General features: G+C 60.9%; 25 protein-coding genes. 7 read left to right on the forward strand and 18 right to left on the reverse strand.

Annotation, left to right across the window (positions count from 1 at the left end):
• Window positions 1-2 precede the first annotated feature (2 nt).
• Window positions 3-1,754 (reverse strand): type I secretion system permease/ATPase, encoded by a 1,752-nt coding sequence (locus tag JZX89_RS12950; protein WP_207134266.1) that lies wholly within the window; start codon window positions 1,752-1,754, stop codon window positions 3-5.
• A gap of 110 nt (window positions 1,755-1,864) precedes the next feature.
• On the reverse strand, window positions 1,865-7,819 hold the full coding sequence (locus tag JZX89_RS12955) for an Ig-like domain-containing protein (RefSeq protein ID WP_207134267.1): 5,955 nt from the start codon (window positions 7,817-7,819) through the stop codon (window positions 1,865-1,867).
• A gap of 252 nt (window positions 7,820-8,071) precedes the next feature.
• Between JZX89_RS12955 and JZX89_RS12960 the strand changes: the two genes are divergently transcribed.
• A complete protein-coding gene (locus tag JZX89_RS12960) occupies window positions 8,072-8,932 on the forward strand; it encodes a LysR substrate-binding domain-containing protein (protein WP_207134268.1) in 861 nt (286 codons plus the stop codon).
• A gap of 29 nt (window positions 8,933-8,961) precedes the next feature.
• Here the strand turns inward: JZX89_RS12960 and JZX89_RS12965 are convergent, their stop codons facing one another.
• The 14 genes from JZX89_RS12965 to ubiT form a co-directional block, all read right to left on the reverse strand.
• Window positions 8,962-9,657, reverse strand: coding sequence for a NapC/NirT family cytochrome c (locus JZX89_RS12965; protein ID WP_369809554.1), 696 nt, complete (start codon window positions 9,655-9,657; stop codon window positions 8,962-8,964).
• 2 nt (window positions 9,658-9,659) lie between these two features.
• On the reverse strand, window positions 9,660-10,151 hold the full coding sequence (locus tag JZX89_RS12970) for a nitrate reductase cytochrome c-type subunit (RefSeq protein WP_149900843.1): 492 nt from the start codon (window positions 10,149-10,151) through the stop codon (window positions 9,660-9,662).
• The gene (gene napA / locus JZX89_RS12975) at window positions 10,121-12,625 is read right to left on the reverse strand and encodes a periplasmic nitrate reductase subunit alpha (RefSeq protein WP_207134270.1); all 2,505 of its coding nucleotides are present in this window, start codon (window positions 12,623-12,625) and stop codon (window positions 10,121-10,123) included. Before napA ends, JZX89_RS12970 begins: the two co-directional genes overlap by 31 nt.
• Window positions 12,600-12,887, reverse strand: a complete 288-nt coding sequence (locus JZX89_RS12980; RefSeq protein ID WP_149900841.1) for a chaperone NapD — start codon at window positions 12,885-12,887, stop codon at window positions 12,600-12,602. Before JZX89_RS12980 ends, napA begins: the two co-directional genes overlap by 26 nt.
• On the reverse strand, window positions 12,880-13,380 hold the full coding sequence (locus JZX89_RS12985) for a ferredoxin-type protein NapF (RefSeq protein ID WP_207134271.1): 501 nt from the start codon (window positions 13,378-13,380) through the stop codon (window positions 12,880-12,882). The genes JZX89_RS12980 and JZX89_RS12985 overlap by 8 nt, the downstream gene beginning before the upstream one ends.
• A gap of 7 nt (window positions 13,381-13,387) precedes the next feature.
• Window positions 13,388-13,573: a periplasmic nitrate reductase, NapE protein gene (gene napE, locus JZX89_RS12990; protein ID WP_046800942.1), complete on the reverse strand. Its 186-nt coding sequence runs from the start codon at window positions 13,571-13,573 to the stop codon at window positions 13,388-13,390.
• A gap of 198 nt (window positions 13,574-13,771) precedes the next feature.
• Complete coding sequence (locus tag JZX89_RS12995; RefSeq protein ID WP_207134272.1) at window positions 13,772-14,959, reverse strand: NnrS family protein; 1,188 nt, start codon at window positions 14,957-14,959, stop codon at window positions 13,772-13,774.
• On the reverse strand, window positions 14,956-15,708 hold the full coding sequence (locus JZX89_RS13000) for an ATP-binding cassette domain-containing protein (RefSeq protein WP_207134273.1): 753 nt from the start codon (window positions 15,706-15,708) through the stop codon (window positions 14,956-14,958). Before JZX89_RS13000 ends, JZX89_RS12995 begins: the two co-directional genes overlap by 4 nt.
• Window positions 15,705-16,514 (reverse strand): ABC transporter permease, encoded by an 810-nt coding sequence (locus tag JZX89_RS13005; protein ID WP_153515859.1) that lies wholly within the window; start codon window positions 16,512-16,514, stop codon window positions 15,705-15,707. Before JZX89_RS13005 ends, JZX89_RS13000 begins: the two co-directional genes overlap by 4 nt.
• A 5-nt stretch (window positions 16,515-16,519) precedes the next feature.
• Window positions 16,520-17,503, reverse strand: coding sequence for an ABC transporter substrate-binding protein (locus tag JZX89_RS13010; RefSeq protein WP_207134274.1), 984 nt, complete (start codon window positions 17,501-17,503; stop codon window positions 16,520-16,522).
• 151 nt (window positions 17,504-17,654) lie between these two features.
• Window positions 17,655-18,032, reverse strand: coding sequence for a hypothetical protein (locus tag JZX89_RS13015; RefSeq protein WP_207134275.1), 378 nt, complete (start codon window positions 18,030-18,032; stop codon window positions 17,655-17,657).
• The gene (gene ubiV / locus JZX89_RS13020; protein WP_207134276.1) at window positions 18,029-18,967 is read right to left on the reverse strand and encodes a ubiquinone anaerobic biosynthesis protein UbiV; all 939 of its coding nucleotides are present in this window, start codon (window positions 18,965-18,967) and stop codon (window positions 18,029-18,031) included. Before ubiV ends, JZX89_RS13015 begins: the two co-directional genes overlap by 4 nt.
• Window positions 18,968-18,972: 5 nt before the next feature.
• Window positions 18,973-19,950 (reverse strand): ubiquinone anaerobic biosynthesis protein UbiU, encoded by a 978-nt coding sequence (gene ubiU / locus JZX89_RS13025; protein ID WP_207134277.1) that lies wholly within the window; start codon window positions 19,948-19,950, stop codon window positions 18,973-18,975.
• Window positions 19,941-20,456 (reverse strand): ubiquinone anaerobic biosynthesis accessory factor UbiT, encoded by a 516-nt coding sequence (gene ubiT, locus JZX89_RS13030; protein WP_207134278.1) that lies wholly within the window; start codon window positions 20,454-20,456, stop codon window positions 19,941-19,943. The genes ubiU and ubiT overlap by 10 nt, the downstream gene beginning before the upstream one ends.
• Window positions 20,457-20,605: 149 nt before the next feature.
• Between ubiT and JZX89_RS13035 the strand changes: the two genes are divergently transcribed.
• Genes JZX89_RS13035 through JZX89_RS13045 form a run of 3 tightly spaced genes read left to right on the forward strand, consistent with a single transcriptional unit; the run spans window position 20,606 to window position 23,114 of the window.
• Window positions 20,606-20,956, forward strand: a complete 351-nt coding sequence (locus JZX89_RS13035) for a DUF488 domain-containing protein (RefSeq protein WP_207134279.1) — start codon at window positions 20,606-20,608, stop codon at window positions 20,954-20,956.
• A gap of 56 nt (window positions 20,957-21,012) precedes the next feature.
• A complete protein-coding gene (locus tag JZX89_RS13040; RefSeq protein WP_207134280.1) occupies window positions 21,013-22,527 on the forward strand; it encodes a UbiD family decarboxylase in 1,515 nt (504 codons plus the stop codon).
• Complete coding sequence (locus tag JZX89_RS13045; RefSeq protein WP_207134281.1) at window positions 22,524-23,114, forward strand: UbiX family flavin prenyltransferase; 591 nt, start codon at window positions 22,524-22,526, stop codon at window positions 23,112-23,114. Before JZX89_RS13040 ends, JZX89_RS13045 begins: the two co-directional genes overlap by 4 nt.
• A 4-nt stretch (window positions 23,115-23,118) precedes the next feature.
• Here the strand turns inward: JZX89_RS13045 and JZX89_RS13050 are convergent, their stop codons facing one another.
• Both JZX89_RS13050 and JZX89_RS13055 read right to left on the reverse strand, forming a co-directional pair.
• The gene (locus JZX89_RS13050) at window positions 23,119-23,796 is read right to left on the reverse strand and encodes an NnrU family protein (RefSeq protein ID WP_207134282.1); all 678 of its coding nucleotides are present in this window, start codon (window positions 23,794-23,796) and stop codon (window positions 23,119-23,121) included.
• 12 nt (window positions 23,797-23,808) lie between these two features.
• Window positions 23,809-23,964 carry a hypothetical protein gene (locus JZX89_RS13055; protein ID WP_207134283.1) on the reverse strand — a complete coding sequence of 52 codons (156 nt, stop codon included), beginning with the start codon at window positions 23,962-23,964 and terminating at the stop codon, window positions 23,809-23,811.
• A 137-nt stretch (window positions 23,965-24,101) separates the two neighbouring features.
• On the opposite strand from JZX89_RS13055, the gene JZX89_RS13060 reads away from it, so the two are divergent.
• The 3 genes from JZX89_RS13060 to JZX89_RS13070 all read left to right on the forward strand — a co-directional run bounded on the left by JZX89_RS13060 (window position 24,102) and on the right by JZX89_RS13070 (window position 25,562).
• A complete protein-coding gene (locus tag JZX89_RS13060; RefSeq protein WP_207134284.1) occupies window positions 24,102-24,635 on the forward strand; it encodes a cytochrome c oxidase subunit 3 in 534 nt (177 codons plus the stop codon).
• Window positions 24,636-24,640: 5 nt separating this feature from the next.
• Window positions 24,641-24,931 carry a hypothetical protein gene (locus JZX89_RS13065; protein WP_207134285.1) on the forward strand — a complete coding sequence of 97 codons (291 nt, stop codon included), beginning with the start codon at window positions 24,641-24,643 and terminating at the stop codon, window positions 24,929-24,931.
• A gap of 178 nt (window positions 24,932-25,109) precedes the next feature.
• Window positions 25,110-25,562, forward strand: coding sequence for a c-type cytochrome (locus JZX89_RS13070; RefSeq protein WP_149900826.1), 453 nt, complete (start codon window positions 25,110-25,112; stop codon window positions 25,560-25,562).
• The last annotated feature ends 7 nt before the right edge of the window (window positions 25,563-25,569 follow it).

The following is a 25,569-nucleotide window of genomic DNA, read 5'->3' on the forward strand; positions in this document are numbered from 1 at the left end:
TTTCAAGCCTTTCCTGTTTCCGCCGCCTGCACGACCTTGAGCGCGCCTGCCGTGCCGCCAACCGGGCGCAGCACCTTGGCAAGCACTTCCTCCTTCGGACCGAAAGCCTGCTGGCGGCCGTCGGCAAGCATCAGCACCTTGTCCACGGCAAAAAGCGCGCTTGGACGATGGGCGATGATGACGGCCACGCCGCCACGTTCGCGAACCCCGAGAATGGCCGCGGTCAGCGCATCCTCACCCTCTGAATCGAGATTGGAATTCGGCTCGTCGAGCACGACCAGAAACGGTTCACCATAAAGCGCTCGCGCAAGGGCGATCCGTTGTTTCTGCCCCGCCGACAATTGCCGTCCGGTTTCTCCGACCTCGGTGGAGTAACCGTCCGGCAGGCTGACAACGAGATCGTGAATTCGCGCCGCACGCGCCGCCGTGATGATCTTTTCCGAACTCGCTTCCGGATCGAAGGAGGCGATATTTTCGGCGATTGTGCCGTCCAGCAGTTCGACAGATTGCGGCATGTAGCCGATATGGCGGGCCAACGCCTCGGCCGGCCACTGGTCCAGCGTCGCACCATCCAGCCGAATGGCGCCTTTGAGCGGCCGCCAGAGGCCGACGAGAAGCCGTGCCAGTGAACTCTTGCCGGAGCCGCTTGCGCCGATCACACCAAGGGCGCTGCCGGCTGCGAGTGTGAAGACGATGTCCTGCAGCACCGGTTCAGTCGCTTCGGGCGGCATGGCGCCCACCCGCTCGACCGAGAGAAGGGCGTGCGGCGCGGGCAGATCCATGCGCGCGGTCCCGTCCGGCAGCAGCGCCAGCGTTTTTTCGAGACGTCGGCGGCTTTGCCGGGCGGCGATGAAACCTTTCCAGTTGGCGATGGCGAGATCGACCGGCGCCAGCGCCCTTGCCGACAGGATGGAACCGGCAATGATGATGCCCGGCGTTGCCTGTTCGTTGATGACGAGCCAGGCACCGACCGCCAGGATGCCGGATTGCAGCAGCATACGCAGTACCTTGCTCGCCACGCCGAAACCGGATGCGACATCGCTTGCCGATCTCTGCTCGCGGACATAGGCGCGGTTATCCGCCTGCCAGCGTTCGCGTAGTGGCAAAGCCATTCCCATGACGGAAATAATATCAGCATTGCGGCGGCTGGTTTCGGCCAGTCGGTTACGTTTGGCGGAGTGGCGCGCCGCCTCCTCCACCGGACGCCGTGACACCAGCTCCGTCATCAGCGTGAAAATCGTCAGGATGGCCGCACCGGCAAGCGCGGTAACACCGAGCCAGAAATGGAAAGCGAAACAGATGGCAATATAAAATGGCAGCCAGGGCAGGTCGAACAACGCAAGCGGCCCGCTGCCAGACAGGAACGAGCGGATCGTATCAAGATCGCGAAGCGGCTGCGCCTGACGGCCGCTAACGGGCAGGCGCAGCTGAAGGCCGAGAACCGCATCGTAGATCTTCGATGACAGCGCCTGATCGAGACGATCGGAAAGCCGCACCAGCAAACGGCCACGCAGGGCATCAAACAGGCCTTGAAACGCGTAAAGAACCACGACGATGCCGAACAGGGCGACCAGCGTCGGCAGGCTGCGGCTTGGCAGGACGCGGTCATAGACCTCCATCATGAACAGCGAGCCGGTGAGATAAAGAATATTGACCAGAGCGCTCATCAGCCCAATGCCGATGAAAGCGCCGGCACAGCCGGCGAACACACCCTTGATCTGGCGAACATTATTATTGGCAGAGTGAAAACGCATTTTTACTATCCGTTGAGATCGCGATGGCGATATCAGCCGGCGATAACGCGCCGGTGACAGATGCCTGCGAGCGAAAAAAGGCGCATCCGATCGGATGCACCTTTCATGGTTCAGGCGAAGCGGAAGTCGTCGATGGCGAATTGTTCTGTCTTCACATTGGCGAAGGTGATGGAAGAGCCATCGTTGAAGGTAACCTCAGCGCCGTTTTCCCCATTGGTGAAGGAACCGGACGCGATGAGCGTCTGGTAGTCCGCGAAGATATCCTTCGAGAGCTGAACGACATCCTTGCCCTCGGCACCGGCCTGAAAGTCGGTGACGACATCGCGACCATTACCGGCGGCGAAAACAAAGGTGTCGGCGCCGCTGCCACCCGTCAGGGTATCATTGCCGGTGCCACCGCTCAGCGTATCATCACCTGCGCCGCCATTCAGCGTGTCGTTTCCAGCTCCACCGCTTATGACGTCGTTACCGGATCCGCCCATCAGCACGTCATTGCCCGCGCCGCCGTCGATCACATCATTGCCCTCGCCGGCGAGAACACGGTCGTTACCGGCGCCGGCATCCACCATGTCGTTGCCTTCACCGGCAACCATCGTGTCGTCACCATCGCCGCCTTCGAGCATGTCCTTGCGGCTGGTCCCGATCAGCATGTCGTCGCCATTACCGCCTTCAACGATGTTGTATTCGGTATAGCCGTCCACGGTGACCGTCGTGGTGCCCTTGGCTTCGCCGCCATTTGCATCACGAACCGTGTAGCTGAGCGTCACGGTCGCCAGCTGCCCATCCTCCAGCGCCGCAAAGGCGGAGGAAGGATCGACAACCAGCTTGCCGTCCACCGTCGAGAAGGCGGCAGCCGCCTGCTGATTGGTTATGGCAAGGCCCGCAACCGCCGTCACGGCGATGCTGACGAGTGCAAGACGGTCGCCTTCCACGTCGGTGTCGTTGGCGACGAGATCGAAAGCGGCCTTGTCCTTTTCCGCCAGCGCAATCCTGTCCGCAACAGCAACAGGCGCATCGTTGACGGGAGCTATCGTCAGGGTCACCACGCTCTCGACGCTGCCGCCCTTGCCATCCGAAACGACAACCGTGAAACTGTCGGTTCCGTTGACATTTGTGTTCGGCGTATAGGCCCATTCACCGGTTGCGGCATCCATCGCGACAGTGCCCTTCGAGGCATTTGCGCCCGTCTTGATGGCATAGGAAAGTGTGTCGCCATCGACGTCGGAGGCAACGATATTGCCTTTAAGGGCGATATCCTCGTCGGTAGTCGCGGCGATCGAGGCGGCGACAGGCGCGTCATTGACCGGCTTGATGGTGAAGGCCGCAGTCGCTTCGCTGGAACCGCCGCGACCGTCAGCGATCTTGTAGCTGAAAGATGCCTTGCCGTTGAAATTGGCGGCTGCCGAAAAGCGGATGCCGGTTTCTTCCAGAACAGCAGTTCCGCCAACGACACTGAAAACGCTGGCCACTGTCAATATGTCCAGATCGGCGTCCTTGTCATTCGCAAGCAGGGCGCTGAACGGAATGAGGAAGGATGCGGCATCCTCATCGATCGCGGCAAGCGTTTCAGACACCGCGACCGGACGCCGGTTCACGAGGCCCTTGGCGATGGCCTCACGGCTGAGGTTTGTACCATCAGCGAAACGCAGCATTTCGATACCGCCATCCGCCAGCTGGTTGCGCAGCGACAGTTTTTCGCCGCCCGCCAGTTCGATTTCGACGGACTGGCCATATTTGCGCAGAACGGCTTCATTTCTGGCAATATCGTGCAGGTAAAGAATGTCGGTCGCCCGAGATGCCGGCGCAGCCTCGAAGATGGTGTCGGAACCATCGCCGCGTCCGTAACGATAGAGGTCCGATCCATCACCGCCGATCAGCAGGTCGTTGCCGCGGCCACCCTCGATGAAATCGTCACCAAGACCACCCGAAATCATGTCGTCGCCGGCATCGCCCCAGAGCTTGTCATCACCGGCACCGCCGGAAAGCGCATCGCGGCCCGCGCCGCCAATCAGCGCATCATCACCATTGCCACCATCCAGACGATCATCGCCTGTTGAGCCGAGGAGCGTATCATTGCCGTCACGGCCGAGGATCGTCGTGTCGGCAGTTTTGGCTTCAAGTAAGTCGTGCCCATCGGTACCGTTGACGATATTGCCTGCATCAAGCCCGAATTTCAGGTCGACGACAGTCAGATTGTCGAAGGTCAGACCGGCATTGCCCCAGGAATAAAGGCCGAAGGTACCAGCATCGAGTTCGCGGTCGCCGATCGGATAGGCGAACAGGGCCTCGTCATTGAGGAAGGCGGTGATCTTGTCGGCGACGACCTCGACGCGCAGTTTCATCGCCTGGCCGGGTTCGTATTTACCCGGAACCTGGGCCAGAATTTCCTCGATGCCGTTCTTCATGCGCACGAGGTTGAAGATGCTGCCGGCGCCGTTTCTTGGACTGCGGTCGAGAATGCCGTCAGCATCCAGTTCCAGCTTGTAGTAATTCTTGCTGTCCTTGTAGCGGAACAGGAAGCCGAGACCGTCCTTGTCTGGCGTCTGGATTGTCGCCTCAATGGCGTAGTCGGTCCAGGCAAGCGCCGCCGGGTCATTGAACAGGGCGTAGGTGCCGAGACGAAGGACGTTAACGCCATCGCCAAGCGGGCTCCAGCCGCGCTGCCAGTAGTCTGTTGCCGTTGCTCCAGTCCACGTCAGTTCGCGGCTGGCAAGTCCGGTCGTCTGAAGCAGTTTGCCATCGGAGACCAGCCATTCGGACGCTTTGCCGTCCGGTCCGATACCGCCGAGTTCGCCCTCGTCGACAACCTTGAAACGCGCCATTGCCTCGGCCGAGGAGAAATCCTCGGCGACCAGGATTTTCGTCCGGTCGACGATCGTGACATCGATGCGATCCGTCGAAACGGAACCATTGGCGGAGGTCACTTTCAGAAGCAGCTTGTTGACGCCCGCATCGAGGGCGACATCGGCCTTCTTGCCGGTTGCGACGACATTGCCCTTGAGGTCCGTCCAGACGAATCCGGTGAGTTGCTCAGGTCCAAAGGAACCCGACGCATCGAGCGTGACGGAAGCCTTGCCGTCGCCATCGATGTCATAGGCTCTTTGGTCGATACCCGCTTTTGCGGTCGTAACGGCCCTGGTGACAACGATATCGTCAAAGACCGAAGCGCGCTGGCCACTGGAATAGACGCCGATAGTGCCGCCGGAAAGCGGTGCGGTCGCGTCCATGAGGGGGCCGCCGAACACGTTCTTGTCACCGAGGAAAATGTTGATGGCACCGCCAACTACGGCAACCGTCAGCGGGATTTCCATGTTATAAGGCGTGCCTTCTTTGACCTCGGCAAGCAGGACCGCCTTGCCATCGGCGACCTTTACCAGCTGGCGACGGTTTGTTTCACCGTCCATGGCGAAGCGATAATAATTATTCGCATCCTTGTAGTAGAAATAGACGCCCATCGCATCGTTATCGAGCTGAGTGAGCGTCGCCTCCAACACGTAGTCGCTCCAGCCAGCCGATTGAGCGCCGATATAAACGAGCTTGTTGCCCACCGCATCGCTCTGGTCGAAAAGCGCGGCTTCGGGGGCGGCGAGATTGGCGCTGGCGGTCGGCCGGGAAAATACCGTTCCCTTTAGCAGGAAAGCTCCGGTATTGCCGTCGGCGCCGCCGAAATCGGTGGCCCAGCCGTCGGCCTTGCCGTCGTTGAAGTTTTCAACAAGCAGAGTGCGGTCGCCGCGCACCAGAACATCGACTGTGTCTCTGGTCTTGACGCCGTTCACATCCGTTGCCGTCAGGGTCAGCTTGTGCTTGCCGAGAGCGAGATCGGCCACCGCTTCCTTGCCTTCGGCGACGATATCGCCATTTTTGTCGGTCCAGACGAAGCTCTGAACCTCACCCGCGAGCAGCGACTTTGCACCGGATAACGCGACGCTTGCGGAAGACGCGCCAGCAGTGGCGTTGGCGACGATGTCGTCCCCGGCCTCGGCCATGGCGCGCGCCGTGCCCTTGCCGACATAGACATTCTCAAACACTTCCTGATGGCCGCGATAATAACCGGTCAGGCCGTCGCGATCGAGTTCCGGCTTGGTGCGATAACCGTCGAGATAGTCGTCGAAGGCGGTGAAATAGGTTTCGGTGGTGATGCGGTTATTGTCGGGATCGATTGTGATCAGGCGTATCGCGCCGTTACCGCCATTATCACCCTTGTCCTGATCGCCATTGCCGGTAATTTCGCGCGACACGCCGTTCTGGTAGTTGACGAGGAACTGGAAGACCGGTTCGCCATACTGGTTGTAGGTGATGTCCGTTTCCGCGCCGTCGCCGAAAATATGGCCGGAGAAGGTCATGACGATGTTGGGATAACGCGACAGCAATATGCGGGCGACATATTCGCCGTCGTTTGCGCCGCGCTGGTCGGTGCGCATGCCATAGTCGTAACCGGCGCCTTCGTCATAAAGCGGCAGGGCCAGATTGTCCTGGCGCGTCGCATAGCTTGTCAGCGAATGCGTCGCCAGCATGACGCGATGGTCGGGATATTTCTCGATCACGTCGCCCGCCCAGCGGATCACGTCGTCACGCGGGCCGAATTCGAGCGAGATCGACAGCCACTTGGTGCCGTCAGGCGCGGTGAAGGTGCTATAGGTATTGCGCCCGGCAGCCTGCTCCTGATCGTAAGCGCCACCGAAGACGCCGGGATTGGTGGCGGCCTGCTTTTCCGCCGAGAAACGGCGATCCAGTTCGTTGGAAGAATGGTCGGCGGCACTTCCGCCATTCGCCTGATCGTGGTTTCCGGGCAGGATCGCGTAAGGAAGCTTGCCGTCGAGCTTGCGCAGCGCCGCCTCGGCGATGTCCCATTCGCCGCTCTGATTGTTCTGGGTGACGTCACCCACATGGCTCATGAAGACGATCTTGTGGTTCTGGCGGTTGTCGATCAGCCATTGCGTCATCTCGCCGAATACATGCTTGATGCCGTCATTGGACGTATAGTCCTGCGTATCGGGAAAAACGGCGATGGTGTAGGCATTGGGGCCTGCCACACGCACGCGGAAGTCGTCCGTCACGCTTGTGCCGGCGGCGTCGGTGGCCGTCACGCGGATGTCGGAGTGGCCGAGAGCCGAAAAGTCTAGCACCAGCTTGTTTCCGTCCGTCACCGCCGCGGTGAGGATCTCGTTCTTGCTGTTCTGCACGGTAAAGGTGAGGTTTTCACCGGAGAAATGCTTGGAAAGGTCAAGCGTGACATTCTGCGCATCGGGCGTCACCATCATGTCCTTGATGGCGGCGGTCTTGGCGGCGGCGGCCGGATCGACCGGCGCAGGCAGTTCGCCGACAGCCGGAATTCCAGCGTCCTTTGCCGTCGTGGTCGAAAGCTCTACATTCTTGCCGCCGATGGCGCCCTCGCCAATGGCCGGTGCGGTGGAACCCTCTGTGAACCGGAATTCAAGCGGGGCGGAGGCGAGAACCGCCTCTCTCATCGTATCCGGCAGAATACCGCCCGCCTTGACGCCGCCAAGGACCGCCATCTCGTCCTGCGTCAGCGCGCCTTTCAAGAAGAGAAGATTGCTGAGGTAACCGGCAGAGGTCTGCCCGTTGTCATCGGAGAAGATCAGGAAGCCCTTGGCGAGGTCGATTGCGAAACGTCCCGCGCCGGAGGCGGCAATCTTCTGTTCCGAGATGAAATCGCCGTTAATGTATTTCTTCATCGATACGCCGCCGCTGGCGTCCTTTTCGATCGTCAGACCGATACGGTTCCAGGCGTCCAGCTTGGCCGTGCCGCGGAAATCGCCGCTTGTGCCGAGGCCGTAGCGTTCCATGCCGACGGTCTTGCCGAAAATATCGTTGTCGCTGGCATTGGTGGGATCTGTCTGCAGAAAGGGTATCCACTTGGCGCCGTTCGCCGCAAAACCGCCCGTCGGGAAGTAGGCGTCGTAAACGAGGCTGTAGGAGGTCGCGAGGCCAATGCCGTTCGGCGAAATGAGAATGCCCTGCTCGCGCGACAGGCGAGGAATGGCCAGCAGCCAATCAGAAGAGGATTCGATGGGATTGGCGATCGAGTTTTGAGGTGTCGTCATCTCATTGGCCTTTTTGCGTGAAACGGGTTGGCCCTTTGGCCATGCCGGCACGATTAAGGACAGCGACTAACGCGCCGATGACGAATTCCTAACAAATCGTAAACGCGCCATAGCGATTTCCCATGCCCGCCATCGGTTTCGCAGTGAGGTTAATAAAGTCATCCCGCAGGCGTCACGGAGTTGTCAGCGTTTTCACCGATAATTACTCCGCATCGGCGCCAGTCGTGTCGACCGGCGGCAGAACAGGACCCCATGTCGACCACGCAGCTGAAGGCCTTTCATATCGTCGCGCAATCGGGTGGTTTTTCCCAGGCTGCACGGGACATGGCGATAAGCCAGTCCACCCTTTCGGCCCATGTGCGGGAACTGGAGGCGATCAGCGGCGTGAACCTTCTGGAAAGAAAACCGCGGGGGGTAAGCCTTAGCCCGCAGGGCGAACGCCTGTTCGAAATCACAGCGCGCCTGTTCCAGGCGGAAAATGAGGCGAGAGCCCTCCTTCGCGGTGGGGAAAGTGCCGCGGGCGGGCACCTGCGCGTGGCAGCCGATGGCCCAATTCTGCCGCTTCCCATTCTTTCGCGGCTGAAGGCCGAGCGGCCGCAGCTGACCTTTTCCCTTTCGGTCGACAATTCGGCACGGGTGGTGGAGCAGATCATCGATTACCGGGCCGATGTCGCCATCACCGCCCGCGCGCCCGACGATCCGCGCCTTTACGGCGTCAAGTTTCTCAGCATGCGGCTTGGTCTATGCGTCCCCGTCTCGCATCCGCTGGCTGCGCGGCAGAACGTTCTTATGGCCGAACTGGAAGGCCTGTCCTTCGTCATGCGCGAGCGCGGATCGCGCACGCGTGAAATCTTCGAAAAAAACCTTGCCGATCACGGCATCACCATCCAGCCGGTGATCGAAATCTCCTCCAGAGAAGGCGTGCGGGAAGCGATTGCCAACGGGGTGGGATGCGGCGTGGTCGCCGATCTGGAATTCGGCCACGATGCGCGGCTTTCCTTCGTTCCTCTGGGCGATGCCCGCGAACTGATCGACGAATACGCCGTCTGCCTTGCCGAAAGACGGCATCTGCCGCTATTGCGCCGGTTCATCGAGGAAGCCGGACGGGCCTGACCCCGGCTTCCCATGCCCGCACCTGATGCTCAGAAAACGTTCCGGTGCACATCGCTCATGGCGCGGCGCAGATCATCGACCGCAGACGCCGTCTGTCCCGGTTCATCGTTGAGCGCCGGCGGCATTTTCCAGCCGGGATCGATGCCTTCCATATTTGGCAATTCATGGGCGATGCCCTTGTGGCAATCGATGCAGGTGGCCTTGCCCGTCAGCAGATATTTAGAATGGATGTCTGCGGCACGCTGCGTCTGCTTGGTAAAGTCCATGGCGGCGGATGAGTGGCAGTTGCGGCATTCAAGGCTGTCATTTGCTTTCAGGCGCGACCACTCATGCTGTGCAAGCTCCAGGCGATGGTCGAGAAACTTCTTGCGCGTATCGATGGTGCCGAAAATCTTGCCCCAGACCTCCTTGGAAGCCTGCATCTTGCGGGCAATCTTGTCGGTCCATTCATGCGGCACATGACAATCCGGGCAGGAGGCGCGCACGCCGGAACGGTTGGAGAAATGCACCGTCCGGGTCAGTTCCTCATAAACATTCGCACGCATCTCATGACAGGAGATGCAGAAGGCCTCCTTGTTGGTCATTTCAAGCGCCGTGTTGAAGGCGCCCCAAAACATGACGCCGCCGACGAAACCGCCGAGCGTGAGGAAGGCGAGGCTGAGCGTGGCGGCCGGCGTCGTCAGGACCGTCCATAGCCAGGCGAGGAGCTTTTTCACTCGGGCGATCATCATTCGCTACCCGCCGGTTTGACGCCCATCGTGCTCATGTCCTCAAACGTGTTGGGCACGAGCGGCCGGGTATCGGCCTGCGGCACATGACAGGCGGTGCAGAAATAACGCCGTGGCGAAACATCCGCCAGCATCTGGCCCTCCCGCGTCATGTAATGGGTGACGCTGATCATCGGTGCGCCGGAATCCTGCGTAAATTCGCGCTTGTGACAGGACAGACAGCGATTGGCATTGACCGACAGCTGATAGCCGTCGATCGAATGCGGGATGACCGGCGGCTGTTCGGGATAGGCGCGCATGCGCCTGATATCGTCGATTACCCATTTCGGCAGGGGTTTGGCGGGCTCGGTCTTCATGGCGTCGCCACGCGGACCGGACAATTCCGGCACCATCTGCGCAACGGCCCCCGTCGCCAGGGCCACGACCAAAAGCGTGGCGGCGATCCATCCGTGCTTCCCGATCATGCGACTGGCTCTATCTTGACTGCGCATTTCTTGTAATCCGTCTGCTTGGAGATGGGATCGGTTGCGTCGAGCGTCACCTTGTTGATCAACTGGCTGGCATCGAACCAGGGAACGAAGATGACGCCGGGCGGCATGCGGTTGCGGCCGCGCGTTTCCACGCGGGAACGAATTTCGCCACGGCGCGAAACGATGCGGATTTCAGCGCCCTGATTGAGCCCACGCTTGCGCGCATCATCGGCATTCATGAAACAGCGCGCGCCGGGAAAGGCCTTGTAGAGCTCCGGCACGCGCATGGTCATGGAGCCGGAATGCCAGTGCTCCAGCACGCGGCCCGTCACCAGCCAGGTATCGAATTCCTCGTCAGGTGATTCCGCCGGCGGCTCGTAAGGCACGGCGATGATGACCGCCTTGCCGTCCTTGTTGCCGTAGAATTTCACGCCCTCACCCGGCTTGACGTAGGGGTCGTAACCCTCGCGGTAACGCCACAGCGTTTCCTTGCCGTCCACCACCGGCCAACGCATGCCGCGCACTTCGTGATAAGCATCGTAAGGCGCCAGATCGTGGCCGTGACCGCGCCCGAAGGCGGCATATTCCTCAAACAGACCCTTTTGCAGGTAGAAGCCAAAATCCGTGGATTCCTGGTTCTTATAATCCGCATTGATTTCGCTCAGCGGGAATTTGCCGACATCGCTGTCCTTGTAGAGAACCTCAAACAGCGTCTTGCCGCGATAAGCGGGATTGGCGTCCAGCAGTTCCGCCGGCCAGACCTCATCCGTGGTGAAGTGTTTGGAAAACTCCACCAGCTGCCAGAGATCAGAGCGCGCCTCGCCTGTCGCCTCCACCAGCTGGTGCCAGACATGGGTGCGCCGCTCCGCATTGCCGTAGGCTCCTTCCTTCTCCACCCACATGGCGGCGGGCAGGATAAGGTCGGCGCTCATGGCGGTGATGGTCGGATAGGCATCCGAGACCACGATGAAGTTTTCGGGATTGCGATAACCCAGATAGGTCTCGTTCTTGGTGTTGGGACCGGCCTGAACGTTGTTGTTGACCTGCACCCAGTAGAAATTCAGCTTGCCGTCATGCAGCATGCGATCCTGCTGCACGGCGTGGTAACCCGGCTTTTCCGGGATGATGCCGTGCGGGATGCGCCAGATTTCCTCGGCATGTTTGCGGTGTTCCGGGTTGGTCACCGTCATGTCCGCCGGCAGGCGGTGGGCGAAGGTTCCCACCTCGCGCGCCGTGCCGCAGGCAGACGGCTGGCCGGTGAGTGAGAACGGGCTGTTGCCCGGCTCGGAGATTTTGCCCGTCAGAAGATGGATGTTATAGACCATCTGGTTGGCCCAGACGCCGCGGACATGCTGGTTGAAACCCATGGTCCAGAGCGACATGACCTTGCGTTTCGGGTCGGCGTAAAGTTCGGCCAGTTCCTCCAGAAACCCGGCTTCCACTCCGGTCATGGCCGCGGCCTTTTCCAGCGTATAGTCCGACACGAAGGCCTTGAAGGTCTCGAAATCGATCGCTTCCGTCTTCGTCGGATCGGCGGAATTGGCGGCATTCACCTCCACCGGATTGTCGGGACGCAGGCCATAACCAATATCGGTGACGCCGCGCACGAATTTCGTGTGGTTCTTCACGAAGTCTTCGTTGACGCGGCCGGTCTTGATGATGTGGTTGGCGATGTAATTGAGGATGACGAGGTCCGTACCCGGTTTGAAGATGATCGGAACATCGGCCAAGTCCATGCTGCGATGAGTGAAGGTCGAAAGTACCGCCACCTTCACATGGTTGAAGCCCAGACGCCGGTCGGCGATGCGGGTCCACAGAATGGGATGCATCTCCGCCATGTTCGAACCCCAGAGCACGAAGGCGTCGGCATGTTCGAAGTCGTCATAACAGCCCATCGGCTCGTCCATGCCGAAGGTGCGCATGAAGGCATAGGCCGCAGAGGCCATGCAGTGGCGGGCATTGGGATCAAGATTGTTGGAGCGGAAACCGGCCCGCATCAGCTTGGTCGCGGCATAACCTTCGAAGATCGTCCACTGGCCCGAACCGAACATGCCGACGGCCGTCGGCCCTTTCTCCTTCAACACCCGCTTGCACTGCTGCGCCATCACGTCGAAGGCCTCGTCCCAGCTCACCGGCTCGAACTCGCCATCCTTGGCGTAGACGCCGTTTTTCTTGCGCAAAAGCGGGGTCTGCAAGCGGTCCTTGCCGTACATGATCTTGGACAGGAAGTAACCCTTGATGCAGTTGAGGCCGCGATTGACCTCCGCCTGCATGTCGCCATGGGTGGCGACAACCTTGCCTTCCTTGACACCAACCATGACGCCGCAGCCCGTGCCGCAGAACCGACAGGGCGCCTTCGACCATTTGATCTGCAATGCGGACACACCGCCCGGCACCGGCTGGGCGGCGGCCGGCAATGCAATGCCCGCCGTTGCCGCCGCAATGCCGGCGGCATGGGCCTTCAATAGATCACGCCGCGTCAGTTCGCTGCTCATCGCCGCCTGTCTCCTCTGTGTCGACGTGTTCGAAAACCATGTTGGCGGCAATCACACCGTCGAGTGTCGAAATATAAGTGAGCGTATCGCCCAGCATGCCGGTGCTCGTGCCGTCTATGACGATGACGATCTTGCCGTTGCCCTCGGCATGAACCTCGACATTGTCGAGGGTTAATAGCGTTGCGAACACGGCGTCCCGCATCTGCGGCATCACCGCCACGACAGCACTTGAAACATGATACCGGCCTGTATTTTCAGGCATATTGCATCTCCGTGGCTGTTTCCTTGATCTTGATCACACCCGTCGGGCAGACGGACACGCAGGCCCCGCAGCCGGTGCAGGCATCCTCGATAAGCTCGGGCACGAAGGGGCCGCCACGGCGGGGACGAAACCGAATGGCTTCGGTCGGACAGGCATCGCGACAGGCCTGGCAATCGACATTGCCGAAGGCGAGACACCCATCGCCAATCGCCATGACATGATCGAAGCGCTGCGCCGCAGGGACGGCAAAAACCGGCTCGGGACAGGCCTCCGCGCATTTGCCGCAAAAGGTGCATTCCCCGGCCGAGAAATCGACCGAAGGCAAGCCACCCGACATGGTGATGATGCCGGTGGGACAGACTTCCGCGCATTTTGCGCAACCGCTGCAGGCGGCGAGGTCGCTCAACGCGACCCCGGGGGGACAGATACGTGTTTCCCGTTTTTGTCCGCCGCGCAGAAAGTCACGCCGGCTGAGAGAGACTTCCATCGTCATTTCGCCCTCAATGGCCGGGTGGTCCCGGCGGCCCGTAAATGATCTGGAACATCCAGACGATAAAACCATAGGCTCCGACAAATCCGACCGCCAGCACAGGCCAGATTCCAAAGGCCAGAACGGCGAAGGTAATAAGCTCCCTCGTCCGGCTCGGCTTTCCATCTGCGTGCAGAGGCGCGACTATTTTAGGCATATTCGCGTTTCCCTGTTCGGTTCGAGTCATCATCGGCCAAAAGGCGGAAATATTCAACCACTTGATTTTATTGATTATTTATTAGAAATAACATTCATCAATAGGGCCAACCTAAGTCACTGATTTCATATTGTGCTTTTGCCAAAAAAATAATCAGGCGACACGAAGGCGTGGAAGGTGAGAGGAACACGTTGCACCTCAGCCACAAGCTCCCCCTGCATCAACACCGGGCGCACGCATGAAGGGCAGGAAGCCCTGAAGCCAGACGCCGAAACTTGCCGCCCACAGGATAGCACTGAGGCCGTGATGATAGGGTGACACGAACGCTGCGAAATCGAATTCCGGCAGGATGCGGATCAGCCCGGCCGTCACCATCAAGGCCGCGGCCATATGCGCCTGCCACGGCAGATATGTCAGGTTGCGTCCGGTATGCCGCAGCCCGGCGATGATGAACACGGCCATGATGGCGCAGCCAAGCGCGCCCACCGACAACAGGTGCAGGCCAGCAGCGGGCGTGACGGAAAAACCGAGCCGCACCGCACCGAGCGCCAGAAAACCCGCACCGGCAAAGGCATTGCCGAGACCGAGCAGCAGCACCTCGGTTTTGAAGGCGGCGCGCCCGATGAACCATTCCGCCAGCCGGTCAAAAAATGCCGCACCGGCCGCAAGCGCCAGCCAGGCGCAGACATCGCTTTCGGGAAAGAAGAGTTTCGCCACCATGTATAACGTCACCATGGCGCCCGCCATGTGCTGGCGGCCGGGATGTGGCCGGTAAGGCGTGGTCTCGCCGCTCGGATCGAGCGCCAGATTGATGACGACCACATTGATGCGGGCGGCCGAGAGCGAAAACAGCACGGTGAAGACGCACAGCGCCGCCTCCAGAAAGCGGGCTGCAAGTTCCAGATCACCGATCCACCAGGCGTAGCGCACGCCCGTCTCCATTGCCGCAAACAGAATGAGCCAGACGAGGAACGCCAGATGTCTCGTCGTTCGCCGCACCAGCATCGCCTTGCCGATAAGCACGGAGAGCGCGAGCAGAAACGCCAGATCAAAAAAGCCCGCCAGCAGGCTCCACGCATCGGCCCCGACGAAGCCGATCAGGCGACCCGGCAGCCAGAGGCCGGCGAGACAAAACAGCGTGCGGCCCGCTGCCGCTTTCGTATCGGTCCATTCAGGCACTGCCGAACCGAGAAAACCGGCGAGCGCCATGCCATAGGTGCCGAAAATCATTTCATGGGCATGCCATTGCGATGGGGGAACGACATTGGCGAAAGGCAGGGCATAGCCGCCGATGACGATCCACAAAAACGGCCAGACCGCGCCATGCAGGGCGGCCAGAGGGAAAAACAGCCGCAGGGCTTCCGAAAGGATCGGTGGCTGTCTCATCGCATCCGCTCCTTTGCCGAAAACAATTCGGCGAAAGCCGGGCTCTCGGACAGGAATTCCACTTCGTCGAACACCGCGCGCGCCATGCGCCGCCCCGGCGAACCGGCCGGAGTATGTGCGGCAACAACGCGGCCATCGACACCCGAGAGCACGATCAGCCTGTCGGCCACCAGCAGCGCTTCATGAAGATCGTGAGTGACGAGCAGCGTGGAGAAACCACGCCTGCGAGCGGCATCCACCAGAAGCTCCTGCAAATGCCGGCGCAGGCCGACATCAACGGCACTGAAGGGTTCGTCCAGAAACAGCATGTCCGGCTCCACCGCGAGCGCCCGCGCCACCCCGGCACGCTGGCGCATGCCGCCGGAAAGCTCGACCGGATATTTGTGAAAATCCGTCTCCTCCAGACCGACTTCCAGGGCAAACTGCCCGGCGGTCTCCCGCCGTTGCCGTTTCGGCATGCCCGCCGCAGCGAGACCATAGGCGATATTGTCGATCAACGTCATCCATGGCAGCAACCGCGGCTCCTGAAAAACAAGACCCTGCCGGTGGTAATTGCGCCGCACACGCCCGCGAACGGGATCGATGATGCCGGCCGCGATCTGCAAAATCGTTGTCTTGCCGCTGCCGGAGGGACCGAGCAGGGCCACGGTTTCCCCCGATGCGATGCGCAGATCGAAATTCTCGAACAGGCTGCGGCCGAGAAAGGCATGGCCGACATGCTCGAAACTCAAGACGGAATGGTCGCTCATCGTTTGACCCCCCATGGCAATCCGGCGGCGCGCCAGCGTTCCAGCGCTTCGCGCAGCAGATGCAGCAGGCCGTAATCGGTGATGAGCGCCAGCGCGACGGTGATGGTGAGCCAGGCGCTGACCTGCGCGATATCGAACAGTGCCCGTGCTGTTGCCAGTTCACCGCCGATGCCGCCGGAATTCGACAGAAGCTCGGCCATGACGGTCACTTTCCAGGCGCTTCCGGCCGTGGTCGTCCATGCCGGGAAGAGATAGGAAAGCACATGCGGCATGGTGACGGTGCGCAGCCGGTAAAACCACGGAGCGCCAAAGGCCTGCGCCATCACCTCCAGCTGACGGTCCCGCTTGGCCACCCCTTCCAGCGCGCCTGCGAAGGAAACGGGGGCCGAGGCGATGACAACGGTCATGACGGCAGTACCGCCCGACGAACCGAACCAGATGAGCGCCAGCACGATCCAGCCGATGGGCGGCACGCCGAGAAGGACGGTGACAACAGGCTTCATCAGCCGCATGGCAGCGAATGAATAGCCCGCCGCCACACCCGCCACCGTGCCGATGCCGGCGGCGATGGCAAAACCGGTCAATGCCCTGACAGCACTCTGCGACAGGATGGCGAAGAAATCCGGCCGCGCCGCCAGAAGCCCGATTGCCGCGAAAGTCTCACCCGGCGAGGGCAGGATGAAGGAGCCGTAAATCTCATGCCCCGCCTGCCAGGCGGCGAGAAAACAGAAAATGCCGGAAAGCCCGGCCCAGCCCGCCCAGAGATAGCGGCCGGTCCAGCCAAGACTTTCAAGAATGCGGTCCATACCTGCTACACCAGATAAAAGCCGTCATCCGGCCGCCGCCCCCCGATGATTGCCGGGTCGGCCTTGGCGAGCTCGTCGTAAAACGCCTCGAGATCGGCGCGCGCCGCACTCGCCTTCAGTGCCGACAAATGGCTTGTCGGGAAGGAAGCGGCGATGATTTCCGGTGGGAAACCTAGGGCATCGGCCGCGCCGGTGGCCGCCGTTTGCGGGTCAGCGGCGGCACTGGCAAGTGCCGTTTCCATGCCCGCCTGCAAAGCCTCTATACCCGCCTTGCCGAGCTTTTGCTGAACCTGCGACGTCAGGGCGAGACCCGCCTGCGGGATTTCCGGCTTGCCCGCCACCTTTGCCCATTCCTTCTGGATATCGATGGTGCGGTGAACGGTCATGAAAAACGACTTTGCCTTGATCAACACAGCGGTCGCAGCCGGTTCACTGAGCAGGGCCGCATCCACCCGGCCCGTCAGCAACAATTGCACGGCTTCCGGTGGCGAAGCCGCATATTCCAGCGTGATATCGCCGGGCTTCAAGCCGTTTTCGGCAACAAGGCGGCGCAGCACGAAATCGGGCATATCGTTCTTGAAAGGCAAAGCCAGCGTCTTGCCGGAAAGGCTTTCCAGCGACGTCAGCGTCTCGTCCTTCGACACGACGTAAAGCAGACCGGTGGTCAGCACGTTTAGAAGCCCAAGGCCAAGGCCGCGATTATGGAGATTGGCGGCACCATAACTCGGCATCACTACCGCCCCCATGGAGCCGGAGGCGACAGCGGCGCGCATTTCATCCGGCGTTTTCCATGCCTTGAAGACGGCCTCAGGCGCGACATCCTTCAGGAACCCACCTTTTACAGCATGGGCCAGCACGGCTGAGGGCGCGGCAGGAGGGCCATAGAAGGTAAGCGGCGTTTCCGCCTTCAGAAGATGCGGCGCGGCAAGTGTCGCCACCGTCAATCCCGAAAAGGCCGAAAGCGCCTGACGACGGGTGAGATAAGCCATGGTCCTGATCCTTGTTCGCGCCGAACGCGCCGTGATGCGTGTGACGCCCACTCGGGTCGATCTTCCGGCCACAGGCGCGTCACCCATCTGGAAGTGACATTTTGCAAGCGGTCGCTCTTTGCGCAGGATCAAACAGCGCCGGAAAGCAGGCCTATTCGCCTGTCTTGAGAGACAGGGCGTCGCGCAGAATTCGCGATCCTTCCTGAGCGGCGGCGGCGATATCGAGAAACATCAGGCTCGCCGTTTCGACGACACCTTCATCGACCGTATCGTCCTCGGCAAAATCCGCCAGCATCTCGATCAGAAGCCCGATCTTGCGCCGCTCCTCGCGGGCGGCAGCCAGAAGCTTGACGATATTGCGCTGGCGCTCAAAATCCTCAAGTTCGCGCAGCGCCTCATGCACCTTGTCGCGGCAACCGCAATCGAGTGCGCTCTGCAAAACGACATTGCGCACCAGATGGATCGCCGCCGCAATATCCGCCCCGCCCGGTGCTACGGCCGCTTGCTGGTTTTGTCCGCTCATCATCATAGGTTCGCTCCATGCGCCGTGTTGCGGGCACGGGCGATCCAGGCCGCCCCTTCCTGCCCGTGGTGAAAACCATTGGAAAAAGGCACGTCGGGATAGGCTTTTCGCAGAAGGTGGAGACCGTTTTCCACATCCACCCTGCCGGCGAGAACATCGTCGTGAATCTGCGCCACGGCCACCATGTCGCAATCCTGCGGCGACAGCCGGAAGCGGGCGATGCCGGCAACGGCCAGATCCTGCAATTCGCCAAGCAGCGACTGGCAGGTGTGCGACACCGTCTGCACGCCGTTCAGCGCCAGAAACGACTGCCGGTCGAGGGTGCGGACCGGTAGTCCGTCCGGATCGTCACCGCAGACGAACTGGCAATTATCCTTGATATTGCCCTTGGCGCGGGCATGGGCGCAGCGCGCCGAAATGGCGAGCGGCAGGCGGCCGAAAGCGAAGATTTCGAACTCCACATCAGGCGTTTCCGCTACGATACGCTCCACCGAAGTTACCGGCAGTTCCGGCGGCAGGCATATAGCGGTCGCGCCGCGAGACGAAAGCAGCCGCGCGGTGGCGGCATTATAGACATTCACCATTGGCCCGACGACATGCGGCGTGCCTTGCAACATACCGAGCGCGGAAAGGTCGTTCGCCTCGACGGGATAGGGGCTGTCGGCGATCAGGCCGCGCAGCTGGCGGCTTTCCCGCTCCAGAGTCACCAGTGAAAGTGTCGAGAGGATCACCTGTTTTCCGGCACTCTCCAGCCGCTCGATCACCTCGGCCAGATGCGGCTCGGTGAAATGAAACCGTTTGGAACAGACGGTTTCGCCGAGATAGACATGGCTGACAGGAGCCTCATCGGCGATGCGGAAATAGAAATCGCGCCATTTCTCGCCCTGCCAGAGATAAAGGACCGGGCCGAGCGCCAATGTGGCCTTTGCGGTTTTTGCCATCGCCATCACCTCCAGCGTTTCTCGTAAGCACCGACAGTTGTGCGCTGGCCTTCGCTTAAGAGCCGCAGGCGTGAGAGCAGCCGTCCCCGCTCTTCGGCGCTGGCGGCCAGCGCCCGGTGCAGGGTGGACACCACCTCCGCCACATAGGCCTTGCCGCGCTGGCGGCCCTCGATCTTCAGCGCGCTCACACCCGCGTCGCGCAAGGCATCGATCTGGTCCATCACGTCAAGCGATACCGGGTCCTCGAAGGCATAGGACTTGTCGTCGGCAATCTCGAAACGCCCCTTGCACAGCGTTGGGTAACCCGCCGCCTCTCCGTCCGGAAAGCGGTTGATGGTGTAATCGCCGAGCTCCGACACCAGCTCCTGCCCATCCTGCCGGTAACGCACATGGCTCGCCGGCGAGCAGACGCCGTTCATGTTGGGTGATTTTCCGGTGGCGTAGGATGAAAGCGAGCAACGCCCCTCCGCCATGACGCAGAGGCCGCCAAACACGAAGATTTCGATCTCGCAGCGGATTTGCCGCGCCAGCCGGGCGATGTCGGCAATCGTCAGCGTGCGCGGCAAGACCACACGCTTCGCACCGAAGGCATCGACGAGAAAGTTCACAGCGTCCGCATTGGAGGCGGAAGCCTGCACGGAGACATGGATGCGCTGTTGCGGATGGTGTTCCGCCACATGCGCCATCAGGCCGAAATCGGCAAGGATCAACGCATCCGCTCCCGCCTTCACTGCATCGGCCGCGCCGCGATACCAGATATCCTCATTGCCAGCACGCATGAAGGTGTTGAGCGCCACGAAGGTCTGCACGCCGCGTTTCTTCGCGTAAGCGATGGCTTGGGCAAGCTCTTCGCGGGAGAAATTGAGGCCGGGGAAATTGCGGGCATTGGTCTCATCGCGAAACCCGCAATAGACCGCGTCTGCGCCGGCATCCACGGCCTCGCGGAACGCGGCGGGCGTTCCCGCCGGACAGATCAGTTCCATGCCTGCTCTCCCCGCGTTTCGGATAGAACATGGCCACGCAAGCGGTTCGCGAGGCCCGTTACCACCGGCGCAAAGGGTCCGGCAAATGAACCGAGATCACGCGGCAGGTCGATGCCACTGTCATCGAGCGCATTGCGCAGCGCCAGCGTCGCCTCCATGTCACCGGTCACACTCAGATCACGCGAGAAAAACAGCGCATCGGCATCCTGCCGCCCCTCCATCAGTGCAAGCAGCATGAAGAGCGGCCCCTCGACCGCCGCATCCGCCTTCGGCAGGCGGCCCTTGCGGCTGACGGTGATGGCGGGACGCGCCGGTTCCACCATGAAGGCGAAGGGCAGATCGACGGGAAGAAAGGCAAAACGCTTGTTGCAATGTTCTCCCAGCCGACCGAACAGATCGGGATGTCGTTTCATGATCTGCGCCAGCATCGCCGCCGTCGCTCGCTGCACCACGGCAAGGGGCAGAAAATTCATGGGGCGGGCGATGGCAGCGGGAAACGGTCTCATAGATGGTCCTGTCAGGTCAGTTGCGGGCAGGAACCTAACCGCAGCGCGCCAGCACCGGTTTGAGCGAACGCAAAGATAGGGAGATTTTCGGGTGCGACTTCACAAAAGCCGCTATAAATCATTCACTTGCCAAGCGAAGGAGGCCGCCCATGTCCGAGATAAGGATCAAACGGATTTACGACGCCGCCAGCGATGATGACGGCGCACGCATTCTGGTGGACCGGCTGTGGCCACGCGGCATGCGCAAGGAAACCGCACAGCTTTCCCTGTGGATGAAGGAAATCGCGCCCAGCAACGAATTGCGCAAGAATTTCTCGCATATGCCGTCACGCTTCGCGGAATTCACCCGGCACTATCATGAAGAGCTGGCCGCCAATCCCGATGCCGTGGCGCGCATGAAGGAGCTGATGGCGAAGGGCCGCGTCACGCTGCTTTATGCCGCCCATGATACCGAACACAACCACGCCCTCGTTCTCGCTGACTATTTTCGTTCGCACTGAAGCCGCATTTGCGGCAGCGCAAGGACATGCCGCATTGGTGCCTGCAAACAGGCGGCATGAGAGACGAGAAAACAGAAACTAAACCCGTCTGCGCCGCCGATCTGTGTAGCTTCATCCGGCTGCTGGAGGAGCGCGGGCAGCTACGGCGAATCCGCCAGCCAGTCTCGCTGGTACACGAAATCACCGAAATCCACCGCCGTGTGCTCGCCGGTGGCGGGCCGGCGCTGCTGTTCGAGCAACCCGTCGACCATGAGGGCAAGGTGCGGGACATGCCGCTGCTTGCCAATCTCTTCGGCACGCGGCAACGCATCGAATGGGGGCTGGGGCTGGAAACGGGCGGCCTGCCCGCGCTTGGACAAAAGCTCGCCGAATTGCGCGAGCCAAGGCCGCCGAAATCCATGGCCGAGGCATGGGGTAAGCTGCCTTTGCTGAAGGCAGCACTGTCCATGCGGCCACGCAACGTCGCGCGCGCGCCGGTGCAGGAAAAGGTACTGACGGGTGATGCAGTCGATCTTGCCTGCCTGCCGGTGCAATGGTGCTGGCCGGGTGAGCCGGCCCCGCTCATCACCTGGCCGCTGGTCGTCACCCGTTCGCCTGATGATCCCGACGATATCAATGTCGGCATCTATCGCATGCAGGTGCTGGGGCCGGACAGGGTGATCATGCGCTGGCTGGCGCATCGCGGCGGCGCGCATCACCACCGGCTGTGGCAGGCGCGCGGGCTGGATATGCCAGTTACCATCGCCATCGGTGCCGACCCCGCCACCATTCTTTCCGCCGTCATGCCGCTTCCCGAACATATCAGCGAGCTTGGTTTTTCTGGCCTGCTGCGCGGCTCAAAAAGTCGCATCGCGAAAGCTTTGACGGTGCCGATGCCGGTACCAGCCAACGCTGAGATTGTGCTGGAAGGTACTGTTTCGGCCACGGAAACGGCAATGGAAGGCCCCTATGGCGACCACACCGGCTATTATAATTCCGTCGAGCCTTTCCCGGTCATGACGCTGTCGGCGATCACCACGCGCCGCGACCCGATCTATCTTTCCACCTATACCGGCCGGCCGCCGGATGAACCCTCGATTCTCGGGAAAGCCATGCTCGAGATTTTCCTGCCGCTCGTCAAAAGACAGTTTGCGGAAATCGTCGATCTGTGGATGCCACCCGAGGCCTGTTCCTATCGCGTCATGGTCGCCTCTATCGACAAACGTTATCCGGGGCAGGCAAAGCGGGTGATGATGGGCCTGTGGTCGATGTTGCCGCAGTTCAGCTATGTGAAGCTCATCATTCTGGTCGATCCAGACATTGATGTGCGCAGCTGGGCGGATGTCATCTGGGCGCTCTCCACCCGTTTCGACGCCTCGCGCGATACGACGATCATCGACAATACGCCGATCGATTATCTCGACTTCGCCTCGCCGAAAGCCGGCCTCGGCGGCAAGATGGGGCTGGACGCCACCCGCAAGCTTTCGCCGGAGACGGAGCGCGAATGGGGCCGCGTGCTGTCCATGACGCCTGACGTGATCGCGAAAGTCGATCTGATGTGGCGTGATCTCGGCCTTGGAGAACGTCCATGACCCCGTGCCGCGTCGTGGTCGGCGTTACCGGCGCTTCGGGCGCCGGCATTGCGCTGCGCATCATCGAGCGTCTCGCCGCGATGAAAAACGTCGAAATCCATCTGGTCCTGTCGCAATCCGCCAAGCGTACGGTGTTGCATGAGGAAGGTGCTGAAGCCATGGGGCGGATGTTCTCGCTCGCCAGCGTCAATCATGCCGTCGATGATATCGGCGCGGCGATTGCCAGCGGTTCTTTCCCGACCACTGGCATGATCGTTGCGCCCTGCTCGATGCGGACGCTCGCGGCCATAGCAACCGGGCTTTCGGACAATCTTCTCACCCGCGCCGCCGATGTGCATTTGAAGGAACGCCGGAAGCTGGTGCTGATGACCCGCGAAACACCGCTGCATCTCATCCATCTGCGCAATATGTGCGCGGTGACGGAAGCAGGCGCCGTCGTGATGCCGCCGGTACCGGCCTTTTACAACAGGCCGCAAAGCGTCAACGATATTGTCGATCAGCTCGCCGCCCGCGCCATTGATCAGCTTGGCATCGCTTCCGCACCGCAGGCGGCGATATGGCAGCCGCATGTGGTGAAGGCACCCTAAGCGATCAGAGATAGGCCATAGGGTCCACGCCGAAGAGCGCGGCATGGCCACCTGCCAACAGCCACCAGACCGTCAATCCCGTCAGCGCCGCGGCTAACAGCATCGGCCCATCCACGGCGATGCGGGTTTTACCGGTGAGAATCGCTGCGAAAGGAACCGTAGCGCTTCCGGCGGCCGTAGCGTTCCATGCACCGCCCAGTCTTTTGCGGGCGCGTTTTTCGGTCATGGCCATTCCGCCAAGCGAAAACAGCGCAAAGCCGCCGAAGAGGATAACGGAGCGCAGATCGCCATTCGGCACGACATGCCCCAGAGACCAAAACAGAAAACCGACAAGCACCGGGTGCCGCGTGATGCGCACGATTGCCCCCGGCTTCTCTCCCTGCCGCACGGAAATGGAGAGCGGATTGACACTGAGAAGACCGGCCAGCACGAAAAACAGCCCAATCGGCGCTGCCAGAAAGGTGACATGCGCCTGCCAGGGCGCGACATCCCAGAGCGGAATGTAATCGACTGACAGCGCGGCATAAAACACCCAGCCCAGCGCCAGAAGCGAGACAAAGGAATAGAGACCGAAATAGGTGGGCCTGCCGATGGCCGCAATCAGCCGGCCGCGCACGGCAGGCACGGCGGGAATGGAATGCAGCGCCACGAAAAGCGAAAGAGCGGCGACAAGTTCAAGCATCCGACTGTCTTCTCACTGGTTCAGGAACAGCACCGAAGCAATGGCCACGGAGGCAAGCACGACGGAAACCGCGCCCATGCGCTGCAACACTCCCATACGGTACAACAGCACCGCAAAGCCAATGATAATAGGGGTTGCGACAATCAGCCCGACCTGTGCGTCGTTCATGGGATGCTCCATTTTCCAGAGTTGCGCTTTGTCATGACAATACGGCTTTGCGCGCTCCCTTCTTTGATCGACCGCAAAGAAGCGGGGTTTGAGGACGCCTATGCGTGGCTTGCTGTTTTACAATTACGGACGAGGCCATGGCGATCAATACAGAAGAGGAAAGCGGAAATCTGCTCCTGTGGATTCTGGTGTGGAGCGAACTTGCAACCTTCGGCGCGCTGACCGGGGCGTTCATCATCGCCTTCGCGCTCAACCCTGATGCGTTCGCCGCCGCTCGCCAGCATCTTCAGCCGCAGCTTGCCGGCCTCAACACTCTGATTTTGCTGGCGAGCGGCTGGCAGGCGGCCGTTGCGGCCAGCCGTCACACCGCGCTGCCGGGCAAAAGGCGGGCGCTTGTCCTTGCTGGCCTGCTGGGTTTCGCTTTCGTCGGTGTGAAACTCCATGAATATTCCACCGAAATCGCCTTCGCGTCCGATCCCGCCTATGGCGCGTTCTTCGAGCTCTATTTCCTGCTCACCGGCTTCCACCTGCTGCATGTCGTCTTCGTGGCGATCCTGCTGTTCATCGTCGCCTGCTGGCCCAAAAACGAGAATATCACGCTGGTGACGACGCTGTGGCATGTCATCGATCTGGTCTGGATCGTCATCTTTCCCGTCGTCTATCTGGTTTGACAATCATGATCCACCGCACCTCCCGCCAGCTTGCAAGAAGTTTTGCAGTGCTCGCCATTCTCGTTCTCGCCGGCACAGCCGTCGTCACCTCGTGGAAGGCGGCGCTTCTGCCGCCAGTCGCCGCCGCCTGCCTGATGCTGCTTTTCGCACTCATGAAATCCAGACGCATCATCGACGATTTTCTAGGTTTTCGCGAAGAGCGAGGCCTGTTGCGTACGGCACTTCTGGCATGGCCTGCCATCTTCGCCGCCGCAGCCCTTTTTCGGGCGTTCCTGCAGAGCATTTTGTCGCTTTGAAAAGGCCGGCGGCACCACCTCTCCCGTTGTTTGCCAAATGGCAAAGAACGCCGGCGGCCAGCGGCTAGAAAGGCTTCAGACCCCACCGCATTCCGCCAGCCTACTGGCAAATTCCGGCAAGAGGGTTCGATCAAGCCAGTCCGCATAAGCGGTCTTCCGGATGGAAAGGACCATTGGCATGGCAGAACGCCTGACCAAAACAGGAGCACGAAACGTCTTTTACGGCGGCTCCATCTTCTTCTTCGCCATATTCGTCGGGCTGACCGCCCATAGCCACTATTACATGCGCACCACCTCGACGGATGAAAGCACGCTGACGGAAAGCGTCGCGCGCGGCAAACACGTGTGGGAGAAAAATTCCTGCATCAACTGTCACACGCTGCTCGGCGAAGGCGCCTATTTCGCACCCGAACTCGGCAATGTCTGGAAGCGCTATGGCGGCGTGGAAGACAAGGAGACGGCGCGCGATTCCATCAAGGGCTGGATGGCCGCCCAGCCGACCGGCATCGAGGGCAGACGCCAGATGCCGCAGTTCAATCTCACCGAACAGGAACTCGATGATCTCGTCGACTTCCTCGAATGGACGAGCCGGATCAAGACGCAGAACTGGCCGCCGAACGAGGCGGGTTGAGGTTGAC

This window comes from Agrobacterium burrii (assembly GCF_017313405.1).
Taxonomy (GTDB): Bacteria; Pseudomonadota; Alphaproteobacteria; order Rhizobiales; family Rhizobiaceae; genus Agrobacterium; species Agrobacterium burrii.

What these genes read in the sequence shown, in the direction of transcription:
- JZX89_RS12950 (WP_207134266.1), bottom strand. Translation starts at nt 1,754, where the DNA reads ATGCGTTTTCACTCTGCCAATAATAATGTTCGCCAGATCAAGGGTGTG.
- JZX89_RS12955 (WP_207134267.1), bottom strand. Translation starts at nt 7,819, where the DNA reads ATGACGACACCTCAAAACTCGATCGCCAATCCCATCGAATCCTCTTCT.
- JZX89_RS12960 (WP_207134268.1), top strand. Translation starts at nt 8,072, where the DNA reads ATGTCGACCACGCAGCTGAAGGCCTTTCATATCGTCGCGCAATCGGGT.
- JZX89_RS12970 (WP_149900843.1), bottom strand. Translation starts at nt 10,151, where the DNA reads ATGCGCAGTCAAGATAGAGCCAGTCGCATGATCGGGAAGCACGGATGG.
- napA (WP_207134270.1), bottom strand. Translation starts at nt 12,625, where the DNA reads ATGAGCAGCGAACTGACGCGGCGTGATCTATTGAAGGCCCATGCCGCC.
- JZX89_RS12980 (WP_149900841.1), bottom strand. Translation starts at nt 12,887, where the DNA reads ATGCCTGAAAATACAGGCCGGTATCATGTTTCAAGTGCTGTCGTGGCG.
- JZX89_RS12985 (WP_207134271.1), bottom strand. Translation starts at nt 13,380, where the DNA reads ATGACGATGGAAGTCTCTCTCAGCCGGCGTGACTTTCTGCGCGGCGGA.
- napE (WP_046800942.1), bottom strand. Translation starts at nt 13,573, where the DNA reads ATGCCTAAAATAGTCGCGCCTCTGCACGCAGATGGAAAGCCGAGCCGG.
- JZX89_RS12995 (WP_207134272.1), bottom strand. Translation starts at nt 14,959, where the DNA reads ATGAGACAGCCACCGATCCTTTCGGAAGCCCTGCGGCTGTTTTTCCCT.
- JZX89_RS13000 (WP_207134273.1), bottom strand. Translation starts at nt 15,708, where the DNA reads ATGAGCGACCATTCCGTCTTGAGTTTCGAGCATGTCGGCCATGCCTTT.
- JZX89_RS13005 (WP_153515859.1), bottom strand. Translation starts at nt 16,514, where the DNA reads ATGGACCGCATTCTTGAAAGTCTTGGCTGGACCGGCCGCTATCTCTGG.
- JZX89_RS13010 (WP_207134274.1), bottom strand. Translation starts at nt 17,503, where the DNA reads ATGGCTTATCTCACCCGTCGTCAGGCGCTTTCGGCCTTTTCGGGATTG.
- JZX89_RS13015 (WP_207134275.1), bottom strand. Translation starts at nt 18,032, where the DNA reads ATGATGATGAGCGGACAAAACCAGCAAGCGGCCGTAGCACCGGGCGGG.
- ubiV (WP_207134276.1), bottom strand. Translation starts at nt 18,967, where the DNA reads ATGGCAAAAACCGCAAAGGCCACATTGGCGCTCGGCCCGGTCCTTTAT.
- ubiU (WP_207134277.1), bottom strand. Translation starts at nt 19,950, where the DNA reads ATGGAACTGATCTGTCCGGCGGGAACGCCCGCCGCGTTCCGCGAGGCC.
- ubiT (WP_207134278.1), bottom strand. Translation starts at nt 20,456, where the DNA reads ATGAGACCGTTTCCCGCTGCCATCGCCCGCCCCATGAATTTTCTGCCC.
- JZX89_RS13035 (WP_207134279.1), top strand. Translation starts at nt 20,606, where the DNA reads ATGTCCGAGATAAGGATCAAACGGATTTACGACGCCGCCAGCGATGAT.
- JZX89_RS13040 (WP_207134280.1), top strand. Translation starts at nt 21,013, where the DNA reads ATGAGAGACGAGAAAACAGAAACTAAACCCGTCTGCGCCGCCGATCTG.
- JZX89_RS13045 (WP_207134281.1), top strand. Translation starts at nt 22,524, where the DNA reads ATGACCCCGTGCCGCGTCGTGGTCGGCGTTACCGGCGCTTCGGGCGCC.
- JZX89_RS13050 (WP_207134282.1), bottom strand. Translation starts at nt 23,796, where the DNA reads ATGCTTGAACTTGTCGCCGCTCTTTCGCTTTTCGTGGCGCTGCATTCC.
- JZX89_RS13055 (WP_207134283.1), bottom strand. Translation starts at nt 23,964, where the DNA reads ATGAACGACGCACAGGTCGGGCTGATTGTCGCAACCCCTATTATCATT.
- JZX89_RS13060 (WP_207134284.1), top strand. Translation starts at nt 24,102, where the DNA reads ATGGCGATCAATACAGAAGAGGAAAGCGGAAATCTGCTCCTGTGGATT.
- JZX89_RS13065 (WP_207134285.1), top strand. Translation starts at nt 24,641, where the DNA reads ATGATCCACCGCACCTCCCGCCAGCTTGCAAGAAGTTTTGCAGTGCTC.
- JZX89_RS13070 (WP_149900826.1), top strand. Translation starts at nt 25,110, where the DNA reads ATGGCAGAACGCCTGACCAAAACAGGAGCACGAAACGTCTTTTACGGC.